This window comes from Prevotella sp. tc2-28 (assembly GCF_900107705.1).
Taxonomy (GTDB): Bacteria; Bacteroidota; Bacteroidia; order Bacteroidales; family Bacteroidaceae; genus Prevotella.
The window spans coordinates 1-22,398 of record NZ_FNRE01000002.1 but is presented as its reverse complement, the minus strand read 5'-3'; the positions used below and the strand labels follow the sequence as shown (position 1 = coordinate 22,398).

The 22,398-nt window shown below is 49.8% G+C and carries 17 protein-coding genes and 1 pseudogene; 6 read left to right on the top strand and 12 right to left on the bottom strand.

What is annotated here, in order from left to right:
- From BLU47_RS01645 to BLU47_RS01620, 6 genes are read right to left on the bottom strand one after another with little or no spacing between them, the layout of a single operon-like run.
- Positions 1-1,119, bottom strand: coding sequence for a glycoside hydrolase family 88/105 protein (locus BLU47_RS01645; protein WP_091957565.1), 1,119 nt, complete (start codon positions 1,117-1,119; stop codon positions 1-3).
- Positions 1,120-1,172: 53 nt separating this feature from the next.
- Positions 1,173-1,538 (bottom strand): hypothetical protein, encoded by a 366-nt coding sequence (locus BLU47_RS01640; RefSeq protein WP_091957562.1) that lies wholly within the window; start codon positions 1,536-1,538, stop codon positions 1,173-1,175.
- Entirely contained in the window at positions 1,535-2,077 is a 543-nt protein-coding gene (locus tag BLU47_RS01635) for a beta-class carbonic anhydrase (RefSeq protein WP_091957559.1), read from the bottom strand. The genes BLU47_RS01640 and BLU47_RS01635 overlap by 4 nt, the downstream gene beginning before the upstream one ends.
- A 40-nt stretch (positions 2,078-2,117) precedes the next feature.
- Positions 2,118-2,663, bottom strand: a complete 546-nt coding sequence (locus BLU47_RS01630) for a glutathione peroxidase (RefSeq protein ID WP_091957557.1) — start codon at positions 2,661-2,663, stop codon at positions 2,118-2,120.
- A 22-nt stretch (positions 2,664-2,685) separates the two neighbouring features.
- Positions 2,686-3,264: an LbetaH domain-containing protein gene (locus BLU47_RS01625; RefSeq protein WP_091957554.1), complete on the bottom strand. Its 579-nt coding sequence runs from the start codon at positions 3,262-3,264 to the stop codon at positions 2,686-2,688.
- Between the two features lie 17 nt (positions 3,265-3,281).
- Positions 3,282-5,606: a transglycosylase domain-containing protein gene (locus BLU47_RS01620; RefSeq protein WP_091957552.1), complete on the bottom strand. Its 2,325-nt coding sequence runs from the start codon at positions 5,604-5,606 to the stop codon at positions 3,282-3,284.
- Between the two features lie 127 nt (positions 5,607-5,733).
- On the opposite strand from BLU47_RS01620, the gene pyrB reads away from it, so the two are divergent.
- The 4 genes and pseudogenes from pyrB to BLU47_RS15245 form a co-directional block, all read left to right on the top strand.
- Positions 5,734-6,681: an aspartate carbamoyltransferase gene (gene pyrB / locus BLU47_RS01615; RefSeq protein WP_091957549.1), complete on the top strand. Its 948-nt coding sequence runs from the start codon at positions 5,734-5,736 to the stop codon at positions 6,679-6,681.
- Complete coding sequence (locus BLU47_RS01610; RefSeq protein WP_091957546.1) at positions 6,678-7,124, top strand: aspartate carbamoyltransferase regulatory subunit; 447 nt, start codon at positions 6,678-6,680, stop codon at positions 7,122-7,124. Before pyrB ends, BLU47_RS01610 begins: the two co-directional genes overlap by 4 nt.
- An 89-nt stretch (positions 7,125-7,213) precedes the next feature.
- Entirely contained in the window at positions 7,214-8,494 is a 1,281-nt protein-coding gene (glyA, locus tag BLU47_RS01605) for a serine hydroxymethyltransferase (protein WP_091957542.1), read from the top strand.
- A gap of 9 nt (positions 8,495-8,503) precedes the next feature.
- Positions 8,504-11,002: pseudogene (locus BLU47_RS15245) on the top strand (two-component regulator propeller domain-containing protein); the annotation flags it as partial.
- A 156-nt stretch (positions 11,003-11,158) separates the two neighbouring features.
- Here BLU47_RS15245 and BLU47_RS15030 read toward each other — a convergent pair.
- The 4 genes from BLU47_RS15030 to BLU47_RS01580 form a co-directional block, all read right to left on the bottom strand.
- Positions 11,159-11,758, bottom strand: a complete 600-nt coding sequence (locus BLU47_RS15030) for a riboflavin synthase (RefSeq protein ID WP_091957536.1) — start codon at positions 11,756-11,758, stop codon at positions 11,159-11,161.
- A 295-nt stretch (positions 11,759-12,053) separates the two neighbouring features.
- A complete protein-coding gene (locus BLU47_RS01590) occupies positions 12,054-13,223 on the bottom strand; it encodes an MFS transporter (protein ID WP_091957534.1) in 1,170 nt (389 codons plus the stop codon).
- A gap of 3 nt (positions 13,224-13,226) precedes the next feature.
- Complete coding sequence (gene panB / locus BLU47_RS01585; protein ID WP_369796948.1) at positions 13,227-14,045, bottom strand: 3-methyl-2-oxobutanoate hydroxymethyltransferase; 819 nt, start codon at positions 14,043-14,045, stop codon at positions 13,227-13,229.
- Positions 14,046-14,059: 14 nt separating this feature from the next.
- Positions 14,060-14,689, bottom strand: a complete 630-nt coding sequence (locus BLU47_RS01580) for an HAD family hydrolase (RefSeq protein WP_091957529.1) — start codon at positions 14,687-14,689, stop codon at positions 14,060-14,062.
- 120 nt (positions 14,690-14,809) lie between these two features.
- Here BLU47_RS01580 and BLU47_RS01575 point away from each other — a divergent pair, with 120 nt between their 5' ends.
- Positions 14,810-17,080 carry a RelA/SpoT family protein gene (locus BLU47_RS01575; RefSeq protein ID WP_091957526.1) on the top strand — a complete coding sequence of 757 codons (2,271 nt, stop codon included), beginning with the start codon at positions 14,810-14,812 and terminating at the stop codon, positions 17,078-17,080.
- Between the two features lie 299 nt (positions 17,081-17,379).
- Here the strand turns inward: BLU47_RS01575 and BLU47_RS01570 are convergent, their stop codons facing one another.
- Positions 17,380-19,302 carry a S8 family serine peptidase gene (locus BLU47_RS01570; RefSeq protein WP_091957522.1) on the bottom strand — a complete coding sequence of 641 codons (1,923 nt, stop codon included), beginning with the start codon at positions 19,300-19,302 and terminating at the stop codon, positions 17,380-17,382.
- Between the two features lie 107 nt (positions 19,303-19,409).
- Positions 19,410-21,821: a glycosyl hydrolase gene (locus BLU47_RS01565; protein WP_176780407.1), complete on the bottom strand. Its 2,412-nt coding sequence runs from the start codon at positions 21,819-21,821 to the stop codon at positions 19,410-19,412.
- Between the two features lie 252 nt (positions 21,822-22,073).
- Here BLU47_RS01565 and BLU47_RS01560 point away from each other — a divergent pair.
- Positions 22,074-22,398: helix-turn-helix domain-containing protein (locus BLU47_RS01560; protein ID WP_143025421.1), on the top strand; the 325-nt coding region annotated here is incomplete at its 3' end.

Below are 22,398 nucleotides of genomic sequence, written 5' to 3'. Positions count from 1 at the left end.
TCATCGACTGATATATCTTACATATTCACATGCTGCCAAAAGAAATGCACCCACACCGAAATTTGCCTGTGAATTGGCATTAACGGTCTGTCCTGGTATAGCGCGTTCACCAATGGGTTGAACATAGCCCACTATGCCGTCTTCCTGAAGGGCTATCGTGGCAAGGTAGTTCCATGCCTTCTCAATCGTAGGACCAAATTCTTCCTTTGAAAGGTAGCCATTGTTTACCCCCCAAAGCAGTCCGTAGCAAAAGAATGCTGTGCCGCTGGTCTCATAACCGGGAGCCTGCTCCGCATCCATCATCGAACGTGTCCAATAACCTTCTAGTTGCTGCAGTCGCTTCACCCCACGAGCCAAATTAACATACTTCTCTACAAAAAACGGCTGACGCGGATAACGCTCAGGCATATCCTGCAACACCTTGGCCAAGCCTGCCAGCACCCATCCGTCGCCACGAGCCCAGAAATCCTTCTTGCCACTGGCTGTTTGGTGTTTAGGATAAACATATTTCCCATCACGGAAATACAAGCCTGTCTGTTGGTCAAGCATAATAGAATCACTATATAGGATATTTTCGTATAGTTTACGCAGATATTTGGTGTCACCGGTTAGTTTGTACATCTTTGTCATAACAGGCATCACCATATACAAAGCATCAGCCCACCACCAATAGTCGTTTACCTTCGAGTCTGCCTCATACCCCATCACCTCTTTAGCGCGTGCCACCTTTTTCTCGTCAGGAGCAAGCTGGTATAAGTCAATATAAGTCTGGAAACAGATTTGCCAGTCGCCGAAGAGCACATAATCCTGACCCTCTCCATATTTCTTGTATTTCCATTTGGACGGGTCTGACTCCGTTGCTCCTTTCCACTGGTTATACTCGGCCCAGCGGATGCTGTAATCCAGCATTTCCTGGTCCTTCAACAGTTTATAGACTTCGATATTACCGGTATGGTAAGCAGCATGATCCCAAAATGCACGAACCTCGGCAGGATGGTTGGTCTGCCAGCAGATATTCACCTTTTTAATAACACTCTTTACTTCATCGACAGTCCATTTTTTTGCCTGAACAGTCATAACGATTCCAAGAGTTACCAGACATATAAATATTCTTTTCATTGATTGTGGTTTTAGTTACCTTTATATTTTATAACGAACTTGTCTTACTCAGATTATTGTTTCTCTAAGTAATCAAATAGTTTAAAGGTTCCTGTTTCCTCCTCGACATTGAGTGAAGGCACTTTCTCCACCATTCTTGTTGTGCCACTTGTCTTATTGACATAGAAATGCACAAACGCACCAGTATAGCTGCGGAATACAACTTGATACGCTGAGTCCGTCTCTTCACCCATTTGTACATACATGATGTCTGGGTTGTCCTTTGCCACACTCCAGTCATATTCCTTATGGCAATAGTTGTTCACACCCTCGAAAGCCATATCTGCTGTTATCTTGCTCTGTGAACCATTTGTGCCTTTGGAACCGCATGAGCATAAAAGCAAGGCTACAAATACGAATATATAAGCAATGTACTTCATAGGATTTCTTCTAATGCGCCAGTCTCTGAATCAATAATAAACCCACGAACCATGATGTCCTTCGGCACCAACGGATGAGTCTTGATGGTCTCTACGGTCTTACGGACGGAGGTCGGTGTGTCCTTAAAGCCCTCCAACCACTGGTCGAGGTCGATGCCACACTTGCGGATGGTGTCGAGTGTCTCATCCGTCACACCACGGGCTATCATCTCATGATGGAAGTGGTCGTAGCTCATGTGGCAGGCTCCGCAATGCGAGTGTGCCACCACCATGATTTCCTCCACACCTAACTCGTAAATAGCTACGATAAGGCTACGCATGGCAGAGTCAAAGGCAGAAATCACCAAGCCTCCAGCGTTCTTGATAATCTTGGCATCGCCATTCTTCAGACCGAGGGCTGCAGGGAGCAGTTCGGTAAGTCTGGTGTCCATACACGACAGGACGGCCAGTTTCTTGTCAGGATACTTGTCCGTCAGATACTTTTCGTAGACTTTTTGCTCTACGAAACTTTTATTAAAGTCGATAATCTGGTCTATCATACTCATAATACCTACTCTGCGTGCATATTTGTCTATTCTATTAGCCAAGCATTTCCTCAATATCCTTCTCGAAGTCCTTGGGTTCTGCAGTGGGCGCAAAACGCTTGATGGTCTCACCATCCTTCGAAATCAGGAACTTGGTGAAATTCCACAGAATATCACTGTCTTTCTCAACACTCTTGCTCAGGGTCTTCAGCAGAGTACGGGTAGCCTTTGCCTTCAGTCCCTTGTACTCTTCAGAGGGTGCCTGTGCCTTCAGATACTCAAAGATAGGCTGGGCATCGGAACCGTTGACATCACCCTTCCTCATAATCTGGAAGGTTACACCATAGTTCAGTTGGCAGAATTCTTCAATCTTTGCGTCACCCTCTGGATCCTGCTCCTTGAACTGGTTGCAGGGGAATCCGATAATGACGAGACCCTTATCCTTGTATTTCTGGTTCAACTCCTCCAGTCCTGCGAACTGAGGGGTGAAACCACACTTGCTGGCAGTGTTGACAATCAGCAATACCTTACCTTCAAACTGTGAGAAATCAATCTCCTTACCTCTGCTTGAAAAAGCCTTGAAATCATAAATCTTTTGCATACCTTTTTATTTTGATATTACCTCATTTTTGCAGAACAATCTGCTTGATGATTCGGGCAGGTATACCGCCCACCACCACATTGTCAGGCACATCTTTTGTCACCACTGCTCCTGCAGCAACGACGGCATTTCTGCCAATGGTCACTCCTGGACAGATAATGGCACCGATGCATATCCACGCATTCTCTTTTATCGTCACCTGTCCGAAATGGAAAAGGTTGTGCCTGTCGTACAAGTCGTGATCAACCGTTGTAATCTTAACCTCGGGTGCTATCAGTACGTTGTCCTCTATCACCACCTTACCAGGAGAGAGTATCGTTGCTCCTTTGTTGATGGTCACATTTTTCCCGATTGTTATCCTACACCCGCAATCACAATAGAAAGGAGAAACAATCGCGACACTATCATCTATCTCACGTTGGAACAGTTCTTCCAGCAGACTCTTATAATCAGGATCTGTGGGCTTCTTAGACGATATTTTCAGACATAATTCATGACTCCGTATCATCTCAGCTTCAACGTTACGCATACGGGGGTCACTTTTACGACCTGTCCCAGTAGCATCTATTAGGTCAAACATACCATCGAACAATTGATTCATGAGCAGCAAGACAAGGACTATTCGAAGATATCCTCGATAGAGACGCCATCACTGGCATCCTGCAGCCCCGATTCGTCAATGACACAAGGGTTATAGCCTTCCGGCATATCGAAGACAGCATTGGGATTATAGCCTAGGTGCTTGTCGGCATAGACACGCTGCATATAAAGAGCGAAGACGGGAAGTGCCATCGTGGCTCCCTGTCCCATAGCCATAGAGTCGAAGTGGATGTCTCGGTCGTCACCGCCTACCCACACACCGCTTACAAGCGTCGGAGTGAGTCCCATGAACCACGCGTCACTGTTGTTGTTGGTCGTACCGGTCTTACCACCCAACTCGCCCTTGAAACCATAGCGATAGCGCAGACGTCCACCCGTACCACCGTCAACGACGGCTTTCAGCATATAAAGCATCTTGTTGGCACTTTCCTCGCTGATGACCTCATTCATACGAGGCTGGAACTGGGCGATGAGGTTGCCCTCGTTGTCCTCAATCTTAGTGACGAACATGTGTGCAGCACGGATGCCGTGATTGACGAAGACCGTATAGGCACTGACCATCTCGCCCACGGTAATCTCACACGGACCAAGGCATAACGCCATAGAGGGATGAATCTCCGGATTGCGGATGCCATATTCATGAAGAAGGGTGACAAAAGCCTGCGGACTGAGCTTGCTCATCAGATAGGCAGATATCCAGTTGTTAGACTGCTGCAATCCCCACTTCAAAGTAACCATATCACCATAGCGCGCCTTGCTTGCATTACGTGGAGTCCAAGGCTGACCTGCCACCATATAGGTCTGTTGTACGTTAGGTGCCAAGTCGCAAGGTGAGAAACCGTTTTCCATTGCCAGCGAGTACAGGAACGGCTTGATGGTAGAACCCACCTGGCGGCGTCCGTCCATCACCATATCGTAGGCGAAGTGGGTGAAGTCAAGACCTCCGACATAGGCCTTCACATGTCCGTTCTGCGGACACATGCTCATAAAGCCCGAGCGAAGGAATGTCTTGTAGTAGCGGATGGAGTCGAGCGGTGTCATCACAGTGTCTATCTCACCATGATAGGTAAAGACGGACATCTCGGTCTTGGTATGGAAAGCCTTCATGATGTCATCCTCGGAAGCACCGGCGGCCTTCATCACCCGATAGCGGTCACACTGACGAACGGAGCGCATCAGGATTTTGTTCACCTGGTCGACGGAGAGGCTTCCTGAGAACGGGCCTGTGCTCCGGCCTCGTTTTTCCTTGGTGAAGGCGGGTTGGAGATACTTCGCAACATGCTCGTAGACGGCTTTCTCGGCATATTCTTGCATACGTGAGTCGATGGTGGTATACACTTTCAGTCCGTCAGTATAGACATTATAAGTCTCGCCGCTGCGTTTCCTGTTCTTGTTGCACCACCCGTAGAGGGGATCGTTCTCCCAGTTGAGCGAGTCGATATGATACTTCACCATATTCCACGACGGATAATCGGAACGGTTGGGCTCGTTAGCCATCATATAACGACGAAGGAAATCGCGGAAATAGGTAGCCAGTCCGTCCTTATGGTCGGCAACATGGAATTTGAGGTTCAAAGGCTCAGCAGAATATTTCTCGTATTCTTCCTGAGTCAGATAACCCTCCTTGGCCATTTGGTGGAGCACCACGTTACGACGCTCAAGACTACGGTCCGGATGGCGGACAGGATTGAAATAGGAGGGGTTTTTACACAAGCCGATGAGCACAGCGGACTCTGTGACGGTGAGGTCCTTAGGATCCTTACTGAAATAAGTGTTCGAAGCCGTCTTTATACCTACCGCATTGTGGAGAAAATCGAAGTAGTTGAGATACATGGCGATAATCTCATCCTTTGTATAGTTACGCTCCAACTTAACGGCTATCACCCACTCTATCGGCTTCTGCAACATGCGCTCCATCACGCTGTGCGCCGTACCGGAATAGAGCTGCTTAGCCAACTGCTGGGTGATGGTAGAACCACCACCGGCACTCTTCTGTCCCAACAGACCACGCTTGACGACGGCACGTCCCAATGCGATGAAATCGATACCCGAATGGTCGTAGAAACGGGCATCCTCGGTAGCCACCAGCGCCTTGATGAGCGAAGGCGATAACTGGGTGTAGTCTACAACCACACGGTTCTCACGGTTGTAGTTCCAGGTACCCAGCACTTTGCCGTCGGCTGAATATACCTGTGTGGCAAAGCGGTTGATTGGGTTCTGCAAGTCCTCAATAGGTGGCATATAGCCTATCCATCCCTCATAGATGGCATAGAAGGCACCTGCCGCCGCCAAGACGCCCAGAATAATCAGCGTCCACAAGGTCCGAACGAATATTTTTCTCATTGTTTATGTCTTTTTTCTTTACTAGTTGAGTGCAAAATTACAAAATTCTTTTCAATTATCGCATTTAAATCAGAAATTATGTGTAAATTTGCACTGACTTTTAAAGCCCATTAAATTTTCAACAAGGATGGAAAAGCATGATTTTGTGACGATAGCCAATCTCACCCGTGAGAAAATTCTCTACATGATTGAGATGGCTCAGGAGTTTGAACGCCACCCCAACCGTGAACTGCTAAAGGGGAAGGTGGTGGCTACTTTGTTCTTTGAACCCTCTACCCGTACCAGACTGAGTTTTGAGACTGCCGCCAACCGATTGGGGGCTCGTGTCATCGGATTTGCCGACCCGAAAATCACAAGCGGCACAAAGGGCGAAACGCTGAAAGACACCATCTCGATGGTTGCCAACTATGCCGACGTCATCGTAATGCGCCACTATATCGAGGGCGCCGCACAATATGCCTCTGAGGTTACCGACGTGCCCATCGTCAATGCGGGCGACGGAGCCCACCAGCATCCCTCACAGTGCATGCTTGACTTATACTCCATCTACAAGACCCAGGGGACGCTGGAGAACCTGAACATCTACCTGGTAGGCGACTTGAAATACGGTCGTACTGTACACTCGCTGATTATGGCTATGCGCCACTTTAATCCCACCTTCCACTTCGTAGCCCCCAAGGAATTGGCAATGCCCAACGAGTACAAGTTGTACTGCAAGGAACACGGCATTCAATATCAGGAGCACACGGCATTCAATGAAAAGGTGATCGCCGATGCCGACATCTTATATATGACGCGCGTACAAAAGGAAAGGTTCAGCGACCTGATGGAATACGAACGCGTGAAGAACGTATACATCCTGAACAACGACATGCTGCGACTGGCTAAGCCCAACATGAAGATACTGCACCCGCTGCCTCGCGTCAACGAGATAGCCTACGACGTGGACGAGAACCCACACGCCTACTACATCCAACAGGCCGGCAACGGACTGTTTGCCCGCGAAGCCATCTTCTGCGATGTATTAGGCATCTCACTGGACGAAGTTAAAAACGACAAAACCATTATCGCATGAATAAGAAAGAACGCCTGGTAGCCGCCATTGAGCACGGCACCGTCATTGATCACATACCGGCAGACAAGACCTACGAGGTAGCCAGTCTGCTCGGACTCTTCAACCTCAAGACTCCAGTAACCATCGGTATCAACTACCCCTCGCAGAAGGTAGGCAACAAAGGCATCATCAAGGTGTCTGACAAGTTCTTCACCGACGACGAGATATCACGCCTGTCGGTAGTGTCCCCGAAGGTTATCCTGAGCATCATCAGAGACTATGAGGTGGTAGAGAAGAAAACCGTGGAAACACCTAACGAAATTATCGGCATTGTAAAGTGCAACAACCCCAAGTGCATTACCAACAACGAGCCGATGGCAACCCACTTCCACGTAGAAGGCAACACACTGACTTGCCACTATTGCGAAAAGGAACAAGATATTAATAAGGTAGAATTAGTGTAAAAAACAAAGATTTCTCTTGGTATTTTACTCACTTATTCGTACCTTTGCAACATCGTATACACGTAAAACCAAACTGATAAGTTAAAACAATGGAAAGAGACAACGAGATTTTCGAGTTGATTGAACAAGAGCACCAGCGCCAACTGAAAGGCATTGAGCTGATTGCCAGTGAGAACTTTGTAAGCGACCAGGTCATGGAGGCTATGGGATCGTATTTGACCAACAAATATGCCGAGGGATATCCCGGCCACCGCTACTACGGAGGATGCCAGGTTGTCGACAAGGTTGAGCAACTGGCTATCGACCGCGTCTGCAAGCTGTTCGGTGCAGAATACGCCAACGTACAGCCCCACTCTGGTGCACAGGCCAATGCTGCCGTGCTGCTGACCGTACTGAAACCCGGCGACACCTTCATGGGTCTGAACCTTGATCACGGTGGTCACCTCTCACACGGTTCTTTGGTCAATACATCGGGAATCTTGTACAAGCCCGTAGGCTATAACCTGAATAAGGAGACTGGTCGCGTAGACTATGATGAGATGGAGCGTCTGGCTTTGGAGAACAAACCCAAGCTGATTATCGGCGGAGGCTCGGCATATAGCCGCGAGTGGGACTACAAGCGCATGCGTGAGATAGCAGACAAGGTAGGTGCCCTGTTGATGATTGATATGGCCCACCCAGCCGGACTGATTGCTGCCGGACTGCTGGACAACCCGCTGAAATATGCCCACATTGTCACCTCAACGACCCACAAGACCCTGCGTGGTCCTCGCGGTGGTATCATCCTGATGGGCAAGGACTTCGAAAACCCCTGGGGTCTAAAGACGCCAAAGGGTGTCACGAAGATGATGTCACAGCTGCTCAACTCTGCAGTATTCCCTGGACAGCAGGGCGGTCCTCTGGAACATGTCATTGCTGCTAAAGCAGTTGCCTTCGGTGAAGCACTGAAACCCGAATTCAAGGAATGGGCCAAACAGGTACAGAAGAATGCCAAGGTACTGGCCGACGAGCTCATCAAGCGCGGATTCACCATCGTTAGCGGTGGTACCGACAACCACTCTATGTTGGTTGACCTGCGCTCGAAGTATCCTGAACTGACAGGTAAGGTGGCTGAGAACGCTTTGGTAGCTGCCGACATTACGGTAAACAAGAATATGGTGCCCTTCGACAGTCGCTCTGCATTCCAGACATCTGGTATCCGTCTCGGAACTCCAGCCATCACTACTCGTGGTGCAAAGGAAGACCTGATGGTGGAGATTGCAGCACTGATAGAAGAAGTGCTCAATGATCCCGAGAACGAGCAGGTCATCAGCAGTGTGCGCAAGCGTGTCAACGAGCGCATGAAACAGTACCCGCTGTTTGCTTATTAAGCAACAAACATGACAAGAACCTACTTCAAAACAAAACTACTAATAACACTTGCGTTGCTGTTGCTTTCAGGTCCTCATGACCTGAGAGCACAGCATTTGCAAGCCTCCCTATCTCATTACTCAACAGAAGACGGACTGCCCAGCAACGCCATTGCCAACCTGACATGCGACGACTACGGCTATCTGTGGATATCCACCTGGAACGGCATTTCACGTTTCGATGGCTATCACTTCTACAACTACAAGACAGGAGTAGCCAGCGGCATCAGAGGTCTCCACAATCGTGTGGACGCCATGATTATTGACCAGGCACAGAATGTCTGGCTCAAGATGTACGACGGACGCATGTTCGTCATCAACCGCAAGACGGACCGCATAGAAGACCCGCTGGAGGGTATCAGCGGCCACGAGCAATACCACGTAGACTACTTCTTCACACCGTACGTCACCTCAACGAGCGACGTACTAATTTCCTACGACGACATTGGACTCTACAAGCTACGGTTAGATAGAAATGGATTTAAGCAAGATTTGATATCAACTGGAAATCTACGTGTTAACGCCGTAGTAGAAGGGTACCGCAACGATATCTGGGTTGGCACCGACAAGGGTGTTCACCGCATCAACATGTCCAACCTGTCATTAGAGCGTAAGGGCTATTTCGAAGAGGAGCACATCACCCGTCTGGCCACCAACGGATACAACATCTTCGTCGGTACCAAATCAGGTAAGATACTACAGTTCTCCTACGGACAGGAGCCCACACTGGTCAAGGACTTTGGCAGAGAGATTACCGGACTGTATGTCGACAGTCACGGACTCATCTGGTTCTCCGACCTGGGTGACGGAGCCTACCGACTGAACCCTAAGACGGGCGACGTCAAATTCTTCACCCAACGCTTAACGGCTCCTGAGTTCACCAGTCGCGGTGCCGAATTCGGTGAGTCTCTGGGTGTCGTATGGGTCAGAATGAACCACGGAGGCTACGGATACTACGACCGTGAGACTGACGAGGTCAATTATTTCCACAACGACCCCGTGAACCCTTGGAACTTGTCAAACACCGTCAATGCCAGACTGGAGATGAACGAAGGCGTCATCTGGGAATCGACCATCCGCCGCGGACTGGAGAAGTTGGAGGTACTGAAGCGCACTATCCCCCGTTCCTTCCTAGTCAACGAAGCCACCTCGACACTTGCCAACGAGATACGTGCCATGTATCACGACAAGAAACGTAACGTGACATTGCTGGGCAACAAGAGCGGACATATCTTCGTATTCGATGGTAACATGAACCTGAAAAACATCATCACACACGACTCCAAGGGACAACCCCTCAGCCGTCCCTACGGCATCTCGGGGGACGCACAAGGCAACTACTGGGTCAGCGACAAGGACAACGGAGTCTACAAGATAATGCCCACGGGAAGCGGATACGACATCATCAACTTCCGACATAACGACAAAGACCCCTACTCGCTCAGTGCCAACAGCGCCTACCTAACCGTAGAAGACCGCCAAGGCAACATTTGGGTGGCAACCTACGGAGGAGGTGTCAACGTGCTCCGCAAGGACAAGAATGGACGCTACATCGCCCTACATGCCAAGAACGTGATGAAACACTACCCCCACGACACCTATAGGAAGGTGCGCACCATTGCTATGGACAACGAGGGTAAGATTTGGGCAGGAACTACCGACGGCATCCTCATCATGGAGATACGCAACAACAATGTCGTAATCGAACCCCTGGAGACTCCAGAGGAGATGGAGAGAGGACTGATGAGTAACGACATCGTCTGTCTGGCCCGCGACAATCAAGGCGTGATGTGGGTAGGTTCAAATAGTGGAGGACTGAGTCGCACCACAACGAAAGATGAGAAGGGAATCTGGCAGTTCGAGAACTACGGCATCGAGCAGGGACTTCCCTCTGAAGAAATCTTCAGCATCACCTTCGACGACAAGGGGAACGTCTGGTTCGCCACCGATCACACCCTTTGCTCGTTCGACCCGAAAAAGAAGATCATCTCCACCTTCTCCAACCTCGAAGGTGTCGACGACACAATGACCTCGGAAGGAGCCGCCATCACCCTGTCCAACGGCAACATTCTTTTCGGAACGCTTAACGGATACTATACCGTAGACCGCAAGAAACTGATGACCAAGACGGGATCGCTGTTGAAACTGCGCATCACCGATTTCCTGGTCGACGGTGTCGTACAGACGCCCCGTCAGCCAGGACAGGCTTACGACTACTATGTCCCTGAGAGCAAGAGTGTCAAGTTGCTCCAGCAAGACGGTGAATTCAGTTTCCGCTTTGCGGCGCTTAACTACCAGTTGCAACACCGCGTCCACTATCAGTATAAGTTGGAGGGATACGACGAAGACTGGCAGAATGCCGGCAAGGACCGCATGGCGACCTATAGCAATCTGCCCTCCGGAACCTACCAGTTCCAGGTCAAGGCCTTCCTGTTAGAGTCGCCTGAGAACTACGACATGCGCACGATAGAAGTAGTCGTACCAGCCTCCTTCTTGCTGTCGACAAAAGCTATTTGGACATACCTGACATTGCTTACCATCATCGCCCTTACGGCACTTTGGTGGTATCAGCAGAGGATGAAGAACGGGAACGGGAACGTTAACGGGAACATGAACAGGAACGAATCAGAGCTGACTGAGTCGGGCGATGTACTTTCCGAGGATATCAAACTCGATGTTGACGACACTCCCTACGCGGATGTCACAGAAGTTGGTATGTTCGAAAGTGAAGGGGATGATAGCCACCTGAAATGAGTTTGACGTAGGATTGCAGACCGTCAGCGACACACCGTTCACAGTGACGGAACCTTTATCGACCGTGAAATAGCCGTTACGCGCCATTTTGCGGTTTTCTTCATATTCAAACGTGAAATACGTAGAGCCATTGGCGTCTTCCATTGCCGTGCAGCGGGCCGTCTCGTCAACATGTCCCTGTACGATATGTCCGTCCAGTCGTCCATTCATCAGCATCGAGCGCTCCACGTTCACCTTGTCGCCTACCTGCAACAGTCCGAGGTTGGTGCGCTCCAACGTCTCTTTCATCGCCGTTACGGTATAGGTGCCGTTCTCTATCTTTACAACGGTCAGGCACACGCCGTTATGAGCCACGCTCTGGTCAATGCTTAATTCGTCGACAAATGAGCATCGCAACGTGAAGTCAATATTATCTCTGTCTTTTTGAATAGCTACAACGGTAGCAAACTCCTCGATGATTCCGGAAAACATACTTTTTCTGATTAAATTTATGCTAACAAGAAAGAAAAGGGGCGCCCAGTGATGTGATGAAAACTCCTGTGTTACAAGATTAGAGTGCTCTCCGCTTTTGTAATCCACCGGCCTTCCGGCTTCTCCCCGAAGGAAGATGTGGCCCGCCATTGGCAAGAGAAGTCAGCTCGGTTTTCGATTTAATTTGATGAGTATCCCGATCGAACCGGCACGCCCCTGTTTCTCTATTTTCTGAGTGCAAATATACAAGTTTTATTTGAGACTTCCAAACATTAGCCGTTAATAAATCCTATTATCAGCGATTCTTGTTACGTACAAACCAGCTGTGGGTGAACAAATGATACATCAACAAGGCAGTTACAGTCAGCGACAGCGCCGTGTATAACAGGCTTTCAGGCTGGTCGTTGAAGAAGAGGTAGCCCATGCCGATACCTAGGCTCAAGCCAGTCTCCCACCCCAGGAAGTAAGTGCTCTGCGACGTGCCTCGCTGACAATGTCGGCTCAACTTGATAAAGAACAGCAGGAACCGTGACCCAATAATTCCCACACCCAGTCCGACGAGTACAGGTGCTACTGGAGACGTCGGATAGACCAGCAAGATGAGCAAGGCCGCAAGCAACAGGATGAGTCCCGTCACCACCTCGCTTTTCAGCTCGGCATCGCGGAATACGAAACGCTGCGAGAGCAACGCCAGCAGGAAGCCACCCATCATCAGGGCATAGAACAACGCCTCACGCGGCTGTGCCATCAACAGACCGACGACAATGGTGACCAGCAGCAAGTTGACGAACAGGATATAGCCGTGCGTCAGGAAGAAGCGGTCGAGCGACATCACATGAATACCCTCTTCGGGTGAACGGAAGGGAAAGGAAATCATCTTTACCAGCAACAGACTGGCTACGGCAAGTCCCATTGCGCAAAGGACGACACCTGAAAAGCCCCAGTGCATATAGACCAGGATGCCAGTCAGCGGCCCCAGTGAGAGGGCAAAGCGGGCAAACCACGAGGCACTGTGATTGGCTTCGGTACGCTGGAACGACTCGCAGGTGTCGATAATCAAGGTCGACGACAGCACCATCTGAGCCAGTCCGAAAGCAGCTCCCATCGCCAGTCGTTGAACCAGCACCACCCAGAACTCGATGAATTCCGAGCGAAGGCTGTCAATATACCATAGCAGTCCCATTGTGAGCGCTACGACCACGATGGCACGCATACACACGACGTTACGCCGATAGTGTTGCACCAGCCACGAACAGGGAGCACCGAAGAAATAGAGTCCAAGGGCAAAGGCACCCATCGCCAGTCCCGTTTCCTCAGCAGAGAAATTCTCCGTCGTCATCATCCACTGGGGCATGATGGGGATGAGGATGTACACCGACATCGTGAGTAGCAACGAACTGAAAGCCATCAGCCAGAACTCACGATGCCACAGTCGGATATGAACGGGGGTGTTCTGTGTATTCATCCATTAATAAGATTCGTTCGCATTGGGGAAGTCGCCCGTCTTGACGTCTTCCACATAGTGGCCCACCGCATCGGTGATGATGGTGTTGAGGTCGGCATAGCGGCGTAGGAAACGCGGCGAGAAGCCTTGTGTCATACCCAGCATGTCAGGGATGACCAGCACCTGTCCGTCCGTTCCGTTGCCTGCTCCGATACCTATCGTCGGACACTTCACCATCTTCGTCACCTCGGTAGCCAGCTGAGCAGGCACCTTCTCGAGAGTGATGCCGAAGCATCCTGCCTCATCCAGCAACTGCGCATCGCGCATCAGCTTGTCAGCCTCAGCCTGTTCCTTGGCGCGTACGGCATACGTACCGAACTTATTGATAGACTGCGGAGTCAGTCCGAGGTGAGCCATCACGGGGATTCCTGCGTCCAAGATGCGCTTTACGGTGTCCAGAATTTCCTCACCGCCTTCCATCTTCAGGGCGTCGCAACCACTCTCCTTCATGATGCGGATAGCGTTGGCCACACCCTCTGCGGCATTCACCTGATACGATCCGAAAGGCATGTCGCAAACCACCAGTGCTCGGTTGACGGCACGCACCACCGAACGGGCATGATAAATCATGTAGTCGACTGTCATCGGCAGTGTCGTCGCATTACCAGCCATCACGTTTGAAGCAGAGTCACCCACCAGGATGGCGTCAATACCAGCCTTGTCCACAATACCAGCCATTGTATAGTCATAAGAGGTGAGCATGGAAATCTTCTCACCATTCTGCTTCATTTCCATAAAACGGTGTGTTGTCACCTTTCGATTGTCACTTACTAAATATCCCATAATTCAATTAATGATTATCCTATAAGATTGATATAGTCATTTATTACCTCATCGCACAGCGGACGGATGCGTTCTGCCGGGTTGGTCGTAGCCAATCCTACCACACGCATGCCTGCTGCCCTACCCGACTTCAGCCCATTGAACGAGTCTTCAAAGACCACACAGTCCTCGGGAATCACGCCAAAGCGCTCGGCAGCTTTCAGGTAACAGTCGGGATCTGGCTTTGAACGTTCGAAGTCTTCTGAGGTCAGAATTGCATCAAACAAATCCTTGAATTCCGGATGGTGCTGATAGACGGCTTCCATCTTGATTTGGTTCGAACTGGTCACCACAGCGGTTTTAATGCCTTGTTTGCGCAAATCCTTGATATAATCCTCGAAGCCAGCAATATATGCATAGTCCATCTGTTTCTCGAATTTGTTCAGACGCGAGGTGATGAGTTGCTGTTTTTCCGCCAGCGGACCGGCAAACCAGGCATCATAAATCTGCACCAGCGTCTGACCTTTTATCTCGTGCTCCAGTCCCGGGTGCTCCGGATGAAACTCGCGACACTGCTCCCCCCAAAACACCGTGTACTGTGGTTCGGTATTGAACACGACCCCGTCGAGGTCGAACAATGCAGCTTTCATCTTCATCTTTTCCATTTGGGCTGCAAAGTTACAAATAATTCTTAATTCTTGGCACACAAAGCGAGAAAAATCTCCATTTCAGCGCTCATAATTGATAAATAATAGCTACCTTTGCACGTGAAATTGACACTAAACATGGCAGAAAGACTGGAATTCACACCGCAGGAGAAGGATGAAACACTGGTATTATACCAGCGTGTGCGCGAACAGATTGCGTCTTCACTCATCGAAGGCGACGAGGAACGTATGCGCAAGATGTTGATGAATGCTGTTGAGAGCCAACAGGTCAACCGCAACATCTTCGGCCTCAACCCTATCCTACTCGGTTTTCAGACCGCCCAACTCGTTGTCAACGAGATAGGCCTTCGTCGTGACGGTGTACTGGCAGTGCTCCTTCGCCCCAGTGTGGAACAGGGTTTGCTGACCATCGACGAGGTGCGCCGTCAATTTGGCGAGTCAGTGTCTCGCATCCTTTACGGCCTACAGCGCATCCAGGAGCTTTACCAGAAGAATCCCGTCATCGAGTCGGAGAATTTCCGTAATCTGTTGCTGTCCTTTGCCGAGGACATGCGTGTCATCCTCATTATGATTGCCGACCGCGTCAACCTGATGCGTCAGATTCGCGACACCAGCCATGCGGAGGCCAAGCGGAAAGTCAGCGAGGAAGCAGCCTACCTCTATGCGCCGTTGGCTCACAAGCTAGGTCTTTACAAGTTGAAGAGTGAACTGGAAGATCTCTCCCTGAAATACCTCGAGCACGACGCTTACTACCATATCAAGGACAAGCTCAGCGAGACCAAGCAGAGTCGCGACGCCTATATCGAGCACTTCATCAAGCCCGTCAGCGAGCGCCTGAAGGAGGCTGGTCTGAAGTTCCATATCAAGGGGCGCACCAAGTCGATACACAGCATCTGGCAGAAGATGAAGAAGCAGAAGTGCGCCTTCGAGGGTGTCTACGACCTCTTTGCCATCCGGATTATTTTAGAGGTGAGTGGAGAGAGGAAAGAGGCGAGAGATATGACTGACGGGAAAGAGGTAAGAGAACTGCACCGCACCGAGGTGATGCAGTGCTGGCAGGCCTTCGCCCTCGTCACCTCGATGTACCAGCCTAACCCCAAGCGACTGCGCGACTGGCTCAGTGTGCCCAAGTCGAACGGCTACGAGAGCCTGCACATCACCGTGCTGGGTCCCGAACAGAAATGGGTTGAGGTACAGATACGCACCGAGCGCATGGACGAGATTGCGGAACGCGGTGTGGCTGCCCACTGGCGCTACAAGGGTGTGAAGAGCGAGTCGGGACTCGACGACTGGCTGACGAACATCCGCACCATGCTCGAGATGAGCGACGGCATGGAGGCTATGGACCAGTTCAAGATGGACCTCTATGAAGACGAAGTCTTCGTGTTCACCCCCAAGGGCGACCTCTACAAGTTCCCCAAGGGAGCCACCGTGCTCGACTTCGCCTACCATATCCACTCCAAGATAGGCAACAGCTGCGTCGGAGCCCGCATCAACGGCAAGGTCGTCTCGTTGCGCCAACAGTTGCAGAGTGGCGACCAGGTGGAGATCATGACCTCCGCCAACCAGAAGCCCAAGCAAGACTGGCTGAACATGGTGAAGACCTCGCGCGCCAAGTCGAAGATACGCCTGGCACTGAAAGAGACGCAGGTCAAGGAGGGACTCTTTGCCAAGGAGACCTTAGAGCGCAAGTTCAAGAACCGCAAGCTGGAGATGGACGAGAGCATCATGCAGGTGCTTATCCGCAAACTGGGTTTCAAGGAGGTCAGCGACTTCTATCGTCAGGTAGCATCAGGCGAGTTGGACGTCAACCACGTCATTGACCGCTATGTGGAGTTGCAACAGGGCGACCAACCCGTCACAGGCAACAATGTCGCCGAGAGTGCCGCCAACTTCGTACTCGAGAAATCTCACCTCTCACCCCTTACCTCTAACCTCTCAGACGACGTGCTCGTCATCGACCGCAACCTGAAAGGCATCGACTACCAGCTTGCGCGCTGCTGTCAGCCCATCTATGGCGACCCTGTATTCGGCTTCGTCACCATCAGCGGCGGCATCAAGATACACCGTGAGGATTGCCCCAACGCCCCCGAACTGAAAAAGCGCTTCGGCTATCGCATCGTGCGCGCCAAGTGGAGCGGCAAGGGCTCCAGCCAGTACGCCATCACCCTGCGCGTCATTGGCAACGACGACATCGGCATCGTCAACAACCTCACCAGCATCATCTCCAAAGAAGAGAAGCTCATCCTGCGCAGCATCAACATCGACTCCCACGACGGCCTGTTCAGCGGTACCCTCACCCTCATGATCGACGACAACACCCGTCTTGAGGCACTCGTCAAGAAGCTACGCACCGTGAAAGGCGTCAAGCAGGTAGAGCGACTATAAAGAAACTATCAGTCCCCTATCACCTTTATTATCTTTATATTCAAAAAGTAACCCCTCCTATGTTTAGTAAAAGTCCTCTCGAACTGAGCAATGTTTAGGATGGTTGCCTAAGAACAAACATGTTATGGTTGAGTCAGCCCAAACCATCAACAGAAAACCAACAGAGCATTATAATTTTCTTTTGTTTTCGAGGGTTCGATTCCCCTATCGACTACGATAAGCCACTGATAATCAGTGTTTTTTGTTTTTACACAAATACACCTGCAGTTTTCGACAGAATATTCGTGTCTTGGGGTTTCCTATCTGTTGACGTACTTGTGGCCTTTGTAGATGACGAGACCCTTATGCGACTTATCCACTTGCTGTCCCAGCATGTTATATACCGGAGCATCAATGCTGTACATAGTAGCAGGGGTCGCATGACGTTGTTTGTCGTTAGTGACGACGTCGATGTCTGTATTGTTCAGTATTTTCTTCAAACCAGCCAGACAGTCTATCTTTCCATAGCCCACCTGCGTCTTGTTGTGAGAAGGAATCTTGTTAATGTTGGTGGTCCACTCATCATTGATGCTGGTTTCTTTCATTATCTGTTTTATTTCATCGACGGTGAGGTTCGGATTTGCCTGCATCCACAGAGCCACGATGCCCGCAACCATAGGACTCGCCAGAGAAGTACCTTCAGAAAGTGCATACCAGTTGGTGCGTCCGAACTTTATAACCCCAGGGCATAGGGTTGTGAGGTCTTTGTCTTTATTAATCACTCCTGGCTGCCCCTGAATGAAGTAGTCAGTGTAGTCGTAGTTATTAGCTGCCGCAATGATGCCCTTTCCTGGTGCCAACACTGTGGGGTGAGCCAGGCCGTTGTCATCAATGCCATAGCTGGAGAAGTCGGCTATCTCGCCTATTTCCTGCTTCTTGCCTGTCAGCCTCGACTCTGAATAGCTTTGGCTGCTGCCGTCGTAGCTGGTCCAGTCGGTGCGAGTTACATAGGCTCCCACACTGATAGCTGCATCAACGCAAAAGTCCGTACCAAAGTTAAAGTCGCCGTTGCCTTTGGTGTAACCAGCTTTGGCAAAATCGTAGTTGTTCCAATTGGGCGCGTCGAAGCAAGGCTCTCCATTTTCGTCAGCGTCGCACATCAGCTTTACGGTCTGTCCAGCATTTCCTGCTTTAACCACCAAGGCAAGACGATATTTCGGTTCGTCCATCTTATAGTTGAGTCTCCAATTATAGTATACAGCATCTTTGCCGTCTAAGTTTTTGATGATCTCTCTGGCTGTCTTCTTCAAATCGATTACTGGTATGACGGCACCAGTCTTGGCATCTCTCACATGTTCTGCCCAGTCACAAAACATACCGTTAGTGGTGTCCACCACCTTCAGTTCTATCATGAAGTCCTGATAGTCGTCGGCATAGGCGCTGTAATATGCATCATAGGTCACAGGCTTCGTAGGTTCTTCCACGAGAGGAAAGGTATTGGAACCCAGCACCGTTTTCAGTTCCTCGCTGGTGCTGTTGAATTTCCTTGTTATTGACTGCCAGTTTGATGCAGAGTTGCCTGTAGCATAGATGATAGCGCGACCTGGTTTCGAGCCGTTTCCTGTCTGTATGGCTGTGGCTATGGCGGTCACATCACTGCCATCGTGCAGTCCTAAATTGTCTCCGAGGCTGATATTTATTACTGCAGGTTTGCCCACACTGGTAGCGTAGTCGAAGATTTCTTTTATGCACTCGTTGACGTTTTCGCCACCGATGTAATCTCCCATTCCGCACAAGATGAGGTCGGCCTCAGGAGCCATACCCTGCAGGCTATTTCCCAAGTCAGAACCTCCAGCGATAGACGAAGTCATAGTGCCATGTGAGTCGTTTTTGTCTGCAGTCAGCGCCATGATTTCCTGTTCGGTTGAGAACACCCTCTTATTCTTTTGCGAGAAATCTATGACCTTCACAATGCGCAACTTGCCGTCAGTGGGGTTGCGGAAGGCAGCGTGATTGTAGTCTATACCGCTATCTATGACACCCAGCACGACCCCCTTGCCTGTATAGGCTTGGGGCAAGTGCTGCGCCTGGGCTTCCTCTGCGGTATTCACCTTCTCTACATTCGTATATTTGCGAGCCTCATGGGTCAACGTGCGTTTCTTCTCACCAGCCTTCACTCCTGTTGCCGTCAGTAGCAGCAAGGTAGCTATCATTAGGATATTTAGGATATTTCTTTTCTTCATTATACTGTTTCATATTTGCACGGCAAAGTTACAAAGAAATAGTGGGCCGACCTAATTGTCACCCACTATTATATGCAAAAAATAGTTAATTCCTTACTGTCCCCCTGTCACATTGCTTTCGTAGTCAATAGTTCTATAGAACCCAACAATCCTGATGGAAGCAGGGGGGATTCTTTTGTGAAGAACTTGAAGCATCCGACGGTCTTTCTTCCTTTGGAGGGGCGTGGGGTGCCATTGCTCAGCCACTCGGGAATCTTTGCCATATAACGACCTGCCGTAGGACTGCCTGGGGCATAGGTGTATGTCAGGGGTTCTGACCATTCTATGTCGTCTGGCTCCTGCTCATCGCCTATCATGCGGTTAGGCCACAGGTTGGTAACGTCAATACTTATGGTGTTGGTGCCTTTATGAATGGCAGAGGTGATATCCAATAGGAATGGTGCCTTCCATAGAGTGGGGAAGGGCTTGCCATTGACGGTTACAGAGGCAAGGTTTTTTACTTGACCTAAGCTGATGATATAGCGTGCGTCTTTCTTCTGCTTCTTAATGGTAAACGAATTGCTGTATGTCGCTGTACCTGAGAAATACCTTACGTTGCTGTCAGAGGATGTCGTCCAGTCGAACAGAGTGTCATTATCAACAATGATGTCATCAGCGTCTTTATAGTGAAAAGCCACCTTCCACCCTTTGTCTATCTCTGTCCTGTTGTCGCTGGTCGGGAGTGAGGTTAGCAGTTGGTTTTCAGGACGTGGCGTTTCAGAAGATGTCTCTGTATCTGAGATAATGATAAATCTTGAACCGTACGGCTCTATGGAGAGTATCATGGGGCTGTCGTCAATCTTCTGCATAGTAAGATTGTATGCATCCCATATCTCCAGTTTCCTGCCTTTGGCAACGGGGGCAAGCCGGATGGTGTCTGATACGCTTTCGTTTGTAGGATTACAGAGGAACAGTATGTCATTATCTCCGTCAGTGCGCTGATATGTCATGAACCTGTCCGTTCCCTTCCATTGCTGTTTCGTCGGCACACCACGTTGCAGGAGAGACTGACAGCGTGCCATATAGTCGAAAAGTGCGCGTGCTCCACCAGCTTTCCACCATGTCTGATTGGGTACGAAATGTGTGCCCCAGATGCCGAATGACATTCCCGGCTCTACATTTGTCCAAGGGTTGCAGGCGCCTGCATGGAGCATCATCTTGTTAACACCATTGCAGTAGGCTTTGTCGCATATCGGCTTTAAGGATTGCGGGTCGTCTTTCCATGCGTGAAGAGGCCAGCACGTAAAGGCTTCTGCGGCAAGCAACGGGCGTTGCAGATTTCTCATCACCTGCTCATGACGCTTCATGTCTTTCCAACCCCATGTCTCGGGCTTAACCCAGAATTCTGTCGCTATGACTGCGCTGTTTGCCTCCTTGAGTATCTTGTTGATATCGAGCACTTGGAATGGCTTCTGCCCGCCTGTACCGTACGGCTCTATCATCAGCTGCATACCGGGTGTCTTGCGTGCCAGCTGATTCATATAGCCATAATAGTTTTCTGCAAAGAGTGAGGTGACAACATCTACGAGGTCTTTCTTGAATCGTGCCGACTCTTCCTTACTGCCGATGATGTTGCGCCCTACGATGTAAGGCAGGTATGGCAGTATGTCATATTTCTTCCGTTTCAAGAACTCATCTGGCAAAACCACACTCCAATCCTGACCGCCAGCCTCATAGCTGTCTATCTCTATTATATTAAACGTTTTGCCGGCATGAGGTCCTGCAATGTCTATGAGCATCTGTGGATATGCATCCCAAAAGGCCTTTACAGCCACCCTGTTCATCTTGTCACACTCCAGCCCTTGTCCCGACAGAGGGGCTTGTGCTTCGTTGGTCTTTCCGTTTGTCGTGTGTCCGAAACGCAGAAGGCTATACCCGGAAATGTCTTTGGCAAGGGCAGAAGGAATGTTTGCTATCTGAGTTGACTTGTCAAAATACTGTGTCAGGTCTATTATGTTTTCCTTCATGACAATGCTGTCGTCAGGAAGTGCCAAGAGGCAGATGTCTTCGTAATAGTTGTATTTTTCGTCAACCTTTGGACGAGGGAGTGCGACACTAATAAAGATAGGTTTTTTCTTGCCTTTGCCAACAGCTGTGTCGGGCATCTTTGTTTCTGAGAACACAAGTTTCTGCATGCTATATTCCGGTGTCACTGTTCCGTAGGCACTTGATGACCATCCGGGGCAGTTGTGGGTACCGAAGGTGAGTCCGAGACGCTGGCACTCATCCATCGTCCAACGCATCATAGACTTCCATTTCTCTGAACCGATAGCGCAGGTGGGGTCACCAACCCTGCTTTGCTGGTCACCGCCAATCTGAAAATTCTGTACGCCAGACAGTCCAGCAGCCTTGAAAGCCTCCAGATCTTTCGTGATAGCCTCCTTACTGACAAGCCCATCCATCCATTGCCATATTATCAATGAACGTTGCCCGTCAGTCGGCGAAATAAAATCATTCCGATACCCCTGTGCAACTGCCATAACAGCAGACACACATACCAAAAATAAACACGCAATTTTCTTCATTGACCTAGTTTCACTCCTTCTTCCGTTTCGACTCTACGATGATTATTATAACTCGGTGTCGTATTGTGCTTCATAAGCGTGGGTTAATAGTAATTATAGGTGCAAAGATAGGCATTTCAAGGCAAACAACCAAATGAATCGCCTAGTTTTTACGGAATCACGAGGCCCTCTGTGTCCTGATATGCAAGTGTCTTGCCCTGAAAAACGTTGAATCAAAAACAACGTTTAAAAATGGAGAAAACAGAAGATTCAGATTTGTTGGAGTTGCAGGAACTCGCACTAAAGCACAAAAACGTCAAAAAGCACAAGTCTTTGGCTGAAATACGCATGATAGTCAAGGCCCATTTGTTAAATCATGTGCCAACTGAGCAACTAAGTGCAGATTTTGGTGTTAGTAGTAGGACAATTCGAAGATGGATTAGTACCTTTGCAGACGGGAAAGTGCCTGAGCGTAGAAGACAAGGCATTCCAGATGTCAAACCAAATCCGTCTAGTATGTCTAAAAAGAGTCAGAGACCAGTGGAGAGCGAGG